The sequence below is a fragment of the Streptomyces sp. genome, assembly GCF_036566765.1.
Classification (GTDB): domain Bacteria; phylum Actinomycetota; class Actinomycetes; order Streptomycetales; family Streptomycetaceae; genus Streptomyces.
Map to the genome: position 1 here is coordinate 1 of NZ_DATCVQ010000296.1, position 10819 is coordinate 10819.

General features: G+C 70.9%; 9 protein-coding genes and 1 pseudogene. 7 read left to right on the forward strand and 3 right to left on the reverse strand.

Going from position 1 to position 10819, the window contains the following annotated elements:
* Positions 1–727 (reverse strand): annotated as a pseudogene (locus VIU94_RS16860) (PucR family transcriptional regulator); the annotation flags it as partial.
* 197 nt (positions 728–924) lie between these two features.
* Here VIU94_RS16860 and VIU94_RS16865 point away from each other — a divergent pair.
* The 3 genes from VIU94_RS16865 (at position 925) to VIU94_RS16875 (ending at position 4723) form a co-directional block, all read left to right on the forward strand.
* Positions 925–1851 (forward strand): proline dehydrogenase family protein, encoded by a 927-nt coding sequence (locus VIU94_RS16865; RefSeq protein WP_331912299.1) that lies wholly within the window; start codon positions 925–927, stop codon positions 1849–1851.
* Between the two features lie 31 nt (positions 1852–1882).
* A complete protein-coding gene (gene pruA / locus VIU94_RS16870; RefSeq protein ID WP_331912301.1) occupies positions 1883–3514 on the forward strand; it encodes an L-glutamate gamma-semialdehyde dehydrogenase in 1632 nt (543 codons plus the stop codon).
* Between the two features lie 150 nt (positions 3515–3664).
* Positions 3665–4723: a S1 family peptidase gene (locus tag VIU94_RS16875; protein WP_331912303.1), complete on the forward strand. Its 1059-nt coding sequence runs from the start codon at positions 3665–3667 to the stop codon at positions 4721–4723.
* Here VIU94_RS16875 and VIU94_RS16880 read toward each other — a convergent pair.
* Complete coding sequence (locus VIU94_RS16880; RefSeq protein WP_331912305.1) at positions 4710–5603, reverse strand: alpha/beta fold hydrolase; 894 nt, start codon at positions 5601–5603, stop codon at positions 4710–4712. The two genes, VIU94_RS16875 and VIU94_RS16880, sit on opposite strands and share 14 nt — an antisense overlap.
* A 293-nt stretch (positions 5604–5896) precedes the next feature.
* On the opposite strand from VIU94_RS16880, the gene VIU94_RS16885 reads away from it, so the two are divergent.
* From VIU94_RS16885 to VIU94_RS16895, 3 genes are all read left to right on the forward strand, one after another.
* On the forward strand, positions 5897–6028 hold the full coding sequence (locus VIU94_RS16885) for a hypothetical protein (protein WP_331912307.1): 132 nt from the start codon (positions 5897–5899) through the stop codon (positions 6026–6028).
* 81 nt (positions 6029–6109) lie between these two features.
* Positions 6110–7150 (forward strand): 3-isopropylmalate dehydrogenase, encoded by a 1041-nt coding sequence (locus VIU94_RS16890; RefSeq protein ID WP_331912309.1) that lies wholly within the window; start codon positions 6110–6112, stop codon positions 7148–7150.
* 239 nt (positions 7151–7389) lie between these two features.
* On the forward strand, positions 7390–8478 hold the full coding sequence (locus tag VIU94_RS16895) for a branched-chain amino acid aminotransferase (RefSeq protein ID WP_331912311.1): 1089 nt from the start codon (positions 7390–7392) through the stop codon (positions 8476–8478).
* 155 nt (positions 8479–8633) lie between these two features.
* On the opposite strand, the gene VIU94_RS16900 is transcribed toward VIU94_RS16895, so the two are convergent.
* Positions 8634–10064, reverse strand: a complete 1431-nt coding sequence (locus tag VIU94_RS16900; RefSeq protein WP_331912313.1) for a cytosine permease — start codon at positions 10062–10064, stop codon at positions 8634–8636.
* A 222-nt stretch (positions 10065–10286) separates the two neighbouring features.
* On the opposite strand from VIU94_RS16900, the gene ureA reads away from it, so the two are divergent.
* Positions 10287–10819 (forward strand): urease subunit gamma (gene ureA / locus VIU94_RS16905; protein ID WP_331912315.1); only part of this gene is annotated, 533 nt, incomplete at its 3' end.

Here is a 10819-nt window from a genome sequence, read left to right on the forward strand (position 1 = left end):
CCGCCGTGCCGCGGAGCCGGTCGGCGGCCGTCAGCGCGGGGGTGAGCACGTCGGCCGCGCGGAGGCGGATCAGGACGGCCAGTGCGGCTGAGTCCGTACGGCGCCACGGCGCGGTGCACAGGGCCGCCGCCCCGGGGAGCGCGCGGGCCGACGGGGGGTCCTCGTGCGGCCAGGGAGCCACGCAGACCAGCGTGTGCAGGCCCTCCGCCGAGGGGCCCAGCGCCGTGCGCAGGGCCGCCAGGGCCATGTCGTACTGCCAGCCGCGCTCCGCGGTCAGGACCGCCCGCAGCTCCCGGGACAGGTCCGCGCCCGCCCGTTCCTCGTCCGCCAGCAGCGCGCCGATCCGGCCCGCCACCTCCATCGCCGCCGTCAGCTGCTGGTGCGTCGGGCCCGGCTCGGCGTCGAGCAGCCACACGTACCCGAGGACGACCCCCCGATGGCGTACCGGCAGGCAGATCCGGTCCCGGAAGACGCCCGCGTCCGGGGCGGCGGGGATGCGGACCGGGCCGGTCGCCCGGGCGATGCCGAAGCCCTCGAACCAGGCCCGGACGGCGGGGGTGGACCCGCGGGTGAGGATCGAGCGGGTGCGGACCGGGTCCATCGCGGTGTCGTCGTCGCTGTCGTGGGCCCCGAAGGCGATCAGTCCGAAGTCCCGGTTCTCCAGCGTCGCCGGCGCGCCGAGCAGCTCGGAGATCTCGTCGACCAGCTCCTGGTAATCGCCCTTCACGCGGCCATTCTCGCACCGCCCGCCCCGTCTCCTCAGACAAATGTCTGAGATGGCGGACACGGATGCGTGACAGCTGTCGATGGCCGAGGATCGGAGCGATCCTTAGGTTTCACGGTGGTTCTTCGTGCTGTTCCCGATTCGTTCCGTACGGTCGGTTACGGCACCCGTTTCTCCGCCTTGCCCTCTGGAGGTGCCCCGTGCTGGGTCCCGTGATCCTCGCCGCGTCGCGCAGCGACAAGATGCGCCGCTTCGTGTCGGCCGCCCCGGGCACCAAGCAGGTCGTCGCCCGGTTCATCGCGGGCGAGACGGTCGACGAGGTCGTCCCGATCGTCCAGGACCTGGCCGACAAGGGCCTTGAGCTCACCCTCGACGTGGTGGGCGAGGACATCACCACCCGCGAGCAGTCCTACGCCGCCCGGGACGCGTACCTGGAGCTGATCGGGCGCCTCAAGGAGCTGGAGCTCGGGGAGCGCGCCGAGATGTCGGTGAAGCTGTCGATGTTCGGCCAGTCCCTGGAGGGAGGCCACGAGCTGGCGCTCGCCAACGTCCGCCCGGTCGTCGAGGCCGCCGCCGCGATCGGCACCACGGTCACCCTCGACGCCGAGGACCACACCACCCTCGACTCGATGTTCGCGATCCACGAGGAGCTGCGGAAGGACTTCCCGCAGACCGGCTGCGTCATCCAGGCGTACCTCTACCGCACCGAGGACGACGCCCGCCGCCTCGCCGCCGCCGGCTCCCGGGTCCGCATCGTGAAGGGCGCCTACAAGGAGCCCGCCGAGGTCGCGATCCAGGACAAGGCGGAGATCGACAAGGCGTACGTCCGCATCCTGAAGATCCTGATGGACGGCGAGGGCTACCCGATGATCGGGTCGCACGACCCGCGCCTGATCTCCATCGGCCAGGAGCTCGCCCGCCGCGCCGGGCGCAAGCTGGACGAGTACGAGTTCCAGATGCTGTACGGCATCCGCAGCGAGGAGCACATCCGCCTCGCCGCCGAGGGCCACCGGATGCGCGTCTACACCGCCTACGGCACCGACTGGTACGGCTACTTCATGCGCCGTCTCGCGGAGAAGCCGGCCAACCTGCTCTTCTTCGCCCGGTCCATCCTCACCAAGGGCTGAGCCCCACCTCTCAGAAGGAGTTACGAGACTCATGGACGCTGTGACCCAGGTCCCCGCTCCGGTCAACGAGCCGGTGCACGGCTACGCCCCCGGCTCCCCCGAGCGCGCCCGCCTCGAGGCCAAGCTCAAGGAGCTGGCGGAGAACCCGCGCGAGCTGCCGATGACCATCGGCGGCGTCAAGCGCATGGGCGGCGGCGAGCGCGTCGACGTCGTGCAGCCGCACAACCACAAGGCCGTCATCGGCACCTTCGCCGGCGCCACCGAGCAGGACGCCCAGGACGCCATCGACGCCGCCCTGGCCGCGGCCCCCGCCTGGCGCGCGATGTCCTTCGACGACCGCGCCGCGATCATCCTGCGCGCCGCCGAGCTGCTGGCCGGCCCGTGGCGCGAGACGCTGGCCGCCTCCACGATGCTCGGCCAGTCGAAGACCGCCCAGCAGGCCGAGATCGACACCCCGTGCGAGCTCGTCGACTTCTGGCGCTTCAACGTGGCGTACGCCCGCCAGATCCTGGCCGAGCAGCCGCCGGCCAACTCCCCGGGCGTGTGGAACCGCATGGACCACCGCCCGCTGGAGGGCTTCGTCTACGCGATCACGCCGTTCAACTTCACGGCCATCGCGGGCAACCTGCCCACCGCCCCCGCCCTCATGGGCAACGTGGTGATCTGGAAGCCGTCCCCGACCCAGACCCACTCCGCCGTGCTCCTCATGGAGCTCCTGGAGGAGGCCGGTCTGCCGAAGGGCGTCATCAACCTGGTGACCGGCGACGGCATCGCCGTCTCCGAGGTGGCGCTGAACCACCGCGACCTCGCCGGCATCCACTTCACCGGCTCGACCAAGACCTTCCAGCACCTGTGGAAGACGGTCGGCGGCAACATCGAGAAGTACCGTTCCTACCCGCGGATCGTCGGCGAGACCGGCGGCAAGGACTTCGTCGTCGCGCACCCGAGCGCCGACCGCGCCGTCCTGAAGACCGCGCTGACCCGCGGCTCCTTCGAGTTCCAGGGCCAGAAGTGCTCCGCGTCCTCGCGTGCGTACGTCCCGGCCTCGATCTGGAACGACGGCTTCGCGGAGGCGTTCGCGGCCGAGGTCGACGGGATCAAGATGGGTGACGTCACCGACCTGACGAACTTCATCGGCGCCGTCATCGACGAGCGTTCCTTCGCCAAGAACAAGGCCGCGATCGACCGCGCGAAGGCCGACCCGACCTGCACGATCGTCGCCGGCGGCACGTACGACGACTCCGAGGGCTACTTCGTCCGCCCGACCGTCATCGTGTGCACCGACCCGGAGAATGAGGTCTTCACGTCCGAGTACTTCGGCCCGATCCTCGCGATCCACGTCTACGAGGACGCGCAGTACGACGAGATGCTGACCCAGATGGAGTCGGTCTCGGACTACGCGCTGACCGGCTCGGTCATCTCGGGCGACCGCGCCGCCGCCGCGTACACGATGGAGAAGCTCCGCTTCGCCGCGGGCAACTTCTACATCAACGACAAGTCGACCGGCGCCGTCGTCGGCCAGCAGCCCTTCGGCGGCGGCCGCGCGTCCGGCACCAACGACAAGGCGGGCGCGCCGCAGAACCTGATGCGCTGGACGCTGACCCGCGCCATCAAGGAGACGCTGGTGCCGCCGACCGAGTACGGCTACCCGCACATGGGCTGACGCCCGCGCCTCTGAGAGGCCCCTGATCACCGCCCCCCTCCTTGGTCCCCCAACCGAGGACGGGGGCGGTACTCATGTCCGCCGCATCTCCCCTTCCCGTCCTATGACGCGGTCTTGCGCGTCAGGTCATGGCCATGTCAATTTCTCGACATGAGCCTTCACCGCGCGCGTACGCGCCTCGCCGCCCTGTCCGCCTTACTCGTCGCCGGTTCGCTCGGCCTCGGCGCCGGCCCCGCCGGCGCCGCCCCCACGCCCGCCCCCGAACCGGCGAACGTCAACGCGCTGGACTCCGCCGTGGACAGAGCCCTCGGCGACGAGTCCGCAGGTACCTACCTCGACGCCGCCACCGGCCGGCTCGTGGTGACCGTCACCTCCGACGCCGCCGCCGAGCGGGCCCGCGCCGCCGGCGCCGTCCCGCAGCGCGTCCAGCGCTCCGCCGCACAGCTCGACGCCGCCGCGGCCGCGCTGGAGTCCCGCGCCAAGATCCCCGGCACCTCCTGGGGACTGGACCCGCGCACCAACCAGATCGCGGTGGAGGCCGACTCCTCCGTCTCCGCCCGCGACCTCGCCCGGCTGCGCGCCGTCGCCGCGAGCCAGAACGGCGCGATCCGCATCGCCCGCGTGCCCGGCGTCTTCCACCGTGAGGTGGCCGGCGGCGACGCCATCTACGGCGGCGGCTACCGCTGTTCCGCCGCGTTCAACGTCTCCAAGGGCACGACCCGCTACTTCGTGACCGCCGGGCACTGCACCAACCTGGCCACCAGCTGGTCGGCCACCTCCGGCGGGGCCCAGATCGGCGTCCGCGAGGGCACCAGCTTCCCGACCAACGACTACGGGATCGTCCGCTACACCAACGGCTCCGCCCCGGCCGGCAACGTCAACCTCTACAACGGCAGTTACCAGGACATCGCCTCCGCCGCGGACGCCGTCGTCGGCCAGGCCATGAAGAAGAGCGGCTCCACGACGAAGGTCACCAGCGGCACGGTCACCGCGGTCAACGTCACCGTGAACTACAGCGACGGCCCCGTGTACGGCATGGTCCGCACCACCGCCTGCTCCGCCGGCGGCGACAGCGGCGGCGCGCACTTCGCCGGCTCGGTCGCGCTCGGCATCCACTCCGGCAGCTCCGGCTGCACCGGTACGAACGGCTCCGCCATCCATCAGCCGGTCAAGGAGGCGCTGGCCGCCTACGGCGTCAACGTGTACTGACCTCAAGGACCTTGCGGCCGAGGAAGTCGTCGATCAGCGCCGCGATCGCCGGGGCGTGGGTCTCCAGGGCGAAGTGACCGGTGGGCAGCAGGTGGATCTCCGCGTCCGGCAGGTCGCGGCGGAACGCCTCCGCGCCCGCCGGCACGAACACCTCGTCGCCCGCGCCCCACACGGCGAGCAGCGGCACCCCACTGGTGCGGAAGTACTCCTGGAAGGCCGGGTAGAGCGCGAAGTTGGACCCGTAGTCGGCGATCAGGTCGAGCTGGACGTCGCCCTGCCCCTCGCGGGCCATCAGGGCGGCGTCGTGGTGCCAGGCGTCGGGGTTCAGCAGGGAGCGGTACTCGGCCGGGACGCCGGTCTCGTACTGCCAGCGGATGCCCTCCAGGGAGGAGATCGCGCGGACCGGGGCCTCGGTCTGCGGGTTCCGGTCCGCGATCAGCGCGAGGACCGGCGCCCAGGCGTCCGCGCCGAGGCCCTCCTCGTACGCGTTGCCGTTCTGGGTGACGATCGCGGTGATCCGCTCGGGGTGGTCCAGGGCGAGGCGCAGCCCGATCGGCGCGCCGTAGTCCTGGATGTAGAGCGCGAACCGGTCGAGCCCGATCGCGTCGGTGAACTCCGCCGTCAGGGCGGCGAGCTCGGCGAAGGCGTAGTCGAACTCCTTGGCCGAGGGGGCGGCGGAGTGCCCGAAGCCGAGGTGGTCGGGGGCGATCACGCGGTAGCTGTCCGCCAGTCGCGGGATCAGGTCGCGAAACATGTACGAGCTGGTCGGGAAGCCGTGCAGGAGGAGCAGTACGGGCGCGTCGGCGGGGCCCGCCTCCCGGTAGAAGATCTCGTGGCCGCGGACGGTCGCGGTGCGGTGGTGGATCTGCTGCTCGGCCATTTTCCCTAACCCCTTATTCGCTCTTCACTGGTTACGACAGGAGATAACCACGCCCACCTCTAACCTGTCAATGGCGTGAGAGAGGTTAGAGGCGTCTCAGATAGTAGGAAGTCCGAGTAACTGTGGAGACAGACAGCTCGACCTGTCCTAGCTTTGTAGAAGCCGAACGTCTCGCTCTATCGAGCGAAGTGGCGGTCGTGAGCGCAGCGCCCCCGCGCAGGCAACCCCTGCGGGCCCGCTCCCCGCCCCCTCCGGCGCCTTCGATCACGCTGATCTCAAGGAGTCGATCCCTCATGGCCGCTCAGACCGCCCGCCGCGTCCGCCACTCCGTCAGCCGCCCCAGCGACGACGCCCGCAAGAACGCCGCCGCCGCCCTCCAGCGCGCCCTCGACCGCCGTGACAACGGCGGCGAGACCGGCCACTGATCCCTGGTCCCGCGCCGACACGTTCGTCCGCATCGTGGACGTCACCGTGTCAGACGATGGGACGAAGAGTAGGGTGCCGACATGTCTCACAGCATCAATCTCGCAGTCATCCCCGGGGACGGCATCGGCCAGGAGGTCGTGACCCAGGGCCTCAAGGTGCTCTCGGCCGTCCTTCCGCAGGACGCGAAGCTGGAGACCAAGGAGTACGACTTCGGCGCCAAGCGCTACCACGCCACCGGTGAGACCCTCACCGACGCCGACCTCGACGCCCTGAAGCAGCACGACGCGATCCTGCTCGGCGCGATCGGCGACCCCTCGGTCCCGTCCGGCGTCCTGGAGCGCGGCTTCCTGCTCAAGCTCCGCTTCGCCTTCGACCACCACGTCAACCTGCGGCCGTCGCGGCTGCTGCCCGGCGTCGCCACCCCGCTCGCCGGCCAGCCCGAGATCGACTTCGTCGTGGTCCGCGAGGGCACCGAGGGCCCGTACACCGGCAACGGCGGCACCATCCGCAAGGGCACCGAGCACGAGGTCGCCACCGAGGTCTCCGTCAACACGGCCTTCGGTGTCGAGCGCGTGGTCCGGGACGCCTTCGCGCGCGCCCAGGCCCGCCCCCGCAAGAAGCTCACGCTGGTCCACAAGAACAACGTGCTGACCTTCGCGGGCCACCTGTGGACGAACATCTTCAACAAGGTCGCCGCCGAGTTCCCCGAGGTCGCCACCGACTACCTGCACGTCGACGCGGCGACGATCTTCCTCGTCACCGACCCGGCGCGCTTCGACGTGATCGTCACCGACAACCTCTTCGGCGACATCATCACGGACCTCGCCGCGGCCGTCTCCGGCGGCATCGGCGTCGCCGCCTCCGGCAACATCAACCCGAGCGGCGACTTCCCGTCCATGTTCGAGCCCGTGCACGGCTCCGCGCCCGACATCGCGGGCCAGAGCAAGGCCGACCCGACGGCGACCGTCCTGTCCGTCGCGCTGCTCCTGCGCCACCTCGGCTACGAGGCCGAGGCGGTCCGGATCGAGGAGGCCGTCGCGGCCGACCTCGCCGAGCGCGGCGCGACCCCCCGTACGACGGAAGAGATCGGCGACGCGCTCGCGGTACGCGTAGCGAGCTGACCCGTCGACTCTGAAGAAGCCGCCGGGTCGCCCACCGCACCCGGCGGCTTCTCCTGTGCGGCCGCGGGGTGCCACCATCGAACCCTGGGCCGCACTCACACCTGTTTCCAGCACCGGCCCCCACGCGCGATAATCGAACGTGGGGCCGCGGCATGCGGTGAAGCTCGGACGTCCTAGCAGTGGCGAAGGCGTGCGTGAGCGCGGTCCGACACACACAAAACGGTGAAGGACAAGCACTCATGACGACGCCCACGATCGAGCTCAAGCCCTCCTCCAACTCGCTGTCCGATGCGGAGCGCGAGGCGATCCTGGCCAACCCCGGATTCGGCCGCCACTTCACCGACCACATGGTGACCGTCCGGTGGACCGAGGGCCGCGGCTGGCACGACGGCCAGCTCGTGCCGTACGGTCCGCTCTCGCTCGACCCGGCCACGAACGTCCTGCACTACGCGCAGGAGATCTTCGAGGGCCTGAAGGCGTACCGCCGGCCCGACGGCTCCGTCGCCACCTTCCGTCCCGACGCCAACGCGCGCCGCTTCCAGGCGTCCGCGCGCCGCCTGGCCATGCCGGAGCTGCCCGTCGAGACCTTCATCGAGGCGTGCGACGTGCTGGTCCAGCAGGACAAGGCATGGGTTCCGGCGCACGGCGGCGAGGAGTCGCTCTACCTGCGCCCGTTCATGATCGCGACCGAGGTCGGCCTCGGCGTGCGCCCCGCCAACGAGTACCTGTTCGTCGTCATCGCCTCGCCCGCCGGTCCGTACTTCCCCGGCGGCGTGAAGCCCGTCTCCATCTGGCTCTCCGAGGACCGGGTCCGCGCCGTCCCGGGCGGTGTGGGCGACGCCAAGACCGGCGGCAACTACGCCGCGTCGCTGCTCGCCCAGGCCGAGGCCGCGTCCAAGGGCTGCGACCAGGTCGCGTACCTCGACGCCGTCGAGCACAAGTGGGTCGAGGAACTCGGCGGCATGAACCTGTACTTCGTGTACGGGAACAAGATCGTCACGCCGTCCCTGACCGGCTCTCTTCTCGCCGGCATCACCCGTGACTCGCTCCTCCAGCTCGCCAAGGACCTCGGCTACGAGGCCGAGGAGGGCCGCGTCTCCATCGACCAGTGGCAGGCCGACACCGCGAGCGGCGAGCTCAAGGAGGTCTTCGCCTGCGGCACGGCCGCGGTGATCACCCCGGTCGGCACGGTGAAGTCGGCGCGCGGCGAGTGGCAGCAGTCGGGCGGGCAGCCCGGCGAGGTCACGATGAAGCTGCGCGACGCGCTGCTCGCCATCCAGACCGGCAAGGCGGAGGACGTCCACGGCTGGACGCACGAGCTGGGCTAGTCCGTACGGAACGACGAATGGGCGAGCTCCCCGGAAAGGGGGCCCGCCCATTCGTCGTTGTGCCGTCAGTCGTACGGCCCTGAGTCGCACGGCCGTCAGTCGTACGGCCCTCAGTCGTACGGCCGTCAGTCGTACGGCCCTCAGTCGTACTGCCGTCAGGAGACGGCGACCTCCGGCTCCCGGTCCGGCGCCGCGGCCGGGACCCGGGCGGCGGAGCGGGCGGTCAGCAGCAGGTAGGCGAGGCCGCCGACCAGTCCGGACAGGACGAAGCTGCAGTCCACGCCGCCCGTCAGGGCGAGCAGCGGGCCCTCGTAGACCGTGGTCGACACGGCCAGCAGGCCGGCGACCGCGCCGATCGCCCAGGCCGCGGTGGCCGGGATGTTCCAGCCGTTGGTGAACCAGTACACGCCGCCCACCGAGCGGCGGTTGAAGACCTGGAGGGCGTCCGCGTCGTACTCGCCGCGGCAGCGTCGGTACCCGATGAGGGTGATGACCGCCCAGGGCGTGCCGATCGCGGTGAGCAGCAGCACGAACGACGTCATCGCGGACTGCACGTCCCAGGTGTACGCGCCGAGGAAGACGAAGACGGTGGCGACGCCGGCGACGACCAGGGTGGCCTTGGCGCGGGTGACCTTCGGCAGGATCGCGTCCAGGTCGAGGCCCATGGAGTAGAGCATCAGACCGGCGTTGCCGACGGAGCCCGCCGTGGCGGCCAGCAGCAGCGGCGCCAGGTACCAGACCGGCGAGGCCGCGACGAGCGGTCCCGCGTACTCGAGGCCGGCGCGGGCGGCGAGCGCGGTGTACGTGCCGAAGAGCTGCGGCACCAGCAGGCCGAGCAGCAGGCCCAGACAGGTGGCCCAGAAGACCTTGCGGGAGCTGTGCCGGCGCGGCGAGATGTAGCGGGTGTAGTCGCCGAGCAGGGTGATGAACGCGACCGGGCCGCTCAGCCCGGCGGCGACGGCGGCCAGCACCCAGGTCGGCCAGAAGGAGCCGAGCAGGTACGGGGTGTCCGGGGGCGCGGCGGTGGTGAAGTCGCCCGCGAAGGCGAAGACGCCGAGCGCGAGCAGCAGGGTCATGCCGATGGACAGCGCCTTGCTCATGCGCAGCAGCAGCCGGTAGCCGAAGACGGCCCCGACGACGGTACAGGCGGCGAGGACGCCGTACATCAGGCCGCGGGTGATCCCGGTGTCGGGCAGGCCCACCAGGCGGGACAGCGTGCCGACCATCACGTCGCCGCCGATCCACAGCGTCAGCGCGGTGTAGCCGAGCGCGAGCAGCAGCCCGACGATCGAGCCGACCAGCCGGCCGCGTACGCCGAACTGGGCGCCGCTGGACGTGGAGAGATTGGTCGCGGTGCGCAGCGATACCAGCGCGAGCGGCGAGGTGACCGCGATGCCGACGACGGTTCCGGCGAGGATCGCGGTGACCGAGGGCCATAGGCCGAGACCGAACGAGGGCGGCAGCCAGCCGAAGACGATCACGCCCAGGCAGAGATTGGATCCCAGCAGGATCGAGACGAGATCACGCGGCCCGCTGGTGCGTTCCGCGTCGGGGATGGTGTCGACTCCGCGCTGTTCTATCGCCATGGGCGGGTTTCTCCCTGCTTGCTGGAGGACATGGGGGGACGGGTCCGGACCTGGGACTTCGGGGGAGCGGCCGTCCGTCGGATCCGAGCCGGTGAGCGCATTTAGAGCGTCGCTCAATTATTTGGGTGACGTTCAATGTGCCCCGGGTGACCCGCATCCGTCAATGCTTTGCCTCCAGGGAATCTCCAGTTAGAGTGGCGTTCAAACAGGAGGTGTGGTGACGTGCGACTGACCCCCACGGAGCGCGATCGGCTGCTGCTCTTCGGCGCCGCCGAACTGGCCAGGGCCCGCCGGGCTCGGGGCCTCAAGCTCAATGTCCCCGAGGCGACCGCGCTCATCGCGGACACGGTCTGCGAGGCGGCCCGCGACGGCAAGCGACTCGCCGAGGCGATCGAGGCGGCCCGGTCCGTGCTCGGCCCCGACGACGTGCTGCCCGGCGTCGCCGACGTCGTGACCGAGGTCCATGTCGAGGCCGTCTTCGAGGACGGCTCCCGGCTCGCGGTGGTCTCCGCCCCGATCGGCGGCGGCAACCTGGGCGAAGGGGCGCCCGGCGCGCTGCTCCCGGGCCCGGCGCACGCCGAGCCGGTGCCCGCCATCCGGATCCGGGTGCACAACACCGCGGCGGTTCCGGTCAGCGTGACGTCGCACTTCCACTTCTTCGAGGCGAATCCGCGTCTCGACTTCGACCGGGCCGCGGCGTACGGCATGCGGTTGTGTGTGCCGGCGGGTTCGTCGTTCCGGTTCGATCCGGGCGG

What these genes read in the sequence shown, in the direction of transcription:
- pruA (WP_331912301.1), top strand. Translation starts at nt 1,883, where the DNA reads ATGGACGCTGTGACCCAGGTCCCCGCTCCGGTCAACGAGCCGGTGCAC.
- VIU94_RS16900 (WP_331912313.1), bottom strand. Translation starts at nt 10,064, where the DNA reads ATGGCGATAGAACAGCGCGGAGTCGACACCATCCCCGACGCGGAACGC.
- VIU94_RS16895 (WP_331912311.1), top strand. Translation starts at nt 7,390, where the DNA reads ATGACGACGCCCACGATCGAGCTCAAGCCCTCCTCCAACTCGCTGTCC.
- VIU94_RS16890 (WP_331912309.1), top strand. Translation starts at nt 6,110, where the DNA reads ATGTCTCACAGCATCAATCTCGCAGTCATCCCCGGGGACGGCATCGGC.
- VIU94_RS16885 (WP_331912307.1), top strand. Translation starts at nt 5,897, where the DNA reads ATGGCCGCTCAGACCGCCCGCCGCGTCCGCCACTCCGTCAGCCGCCCC.
- VIU94_RS16875 (WP_331912303.1), top strand. Translation starts at nt 3,665, where the DNA reads ATGAGCCTTCACCGCGCGCGTACGCGCCTCGCCGCCCTGTCCGCCTTA.
- VIU94_RS16880 (WP_331912305.1), bottom strand. Translation starts at nt 5,603, where the DNA reads ATGGCCGAGCAGCAGATCCACCACCGCACCGCGACCGTCCGCGGCCAC.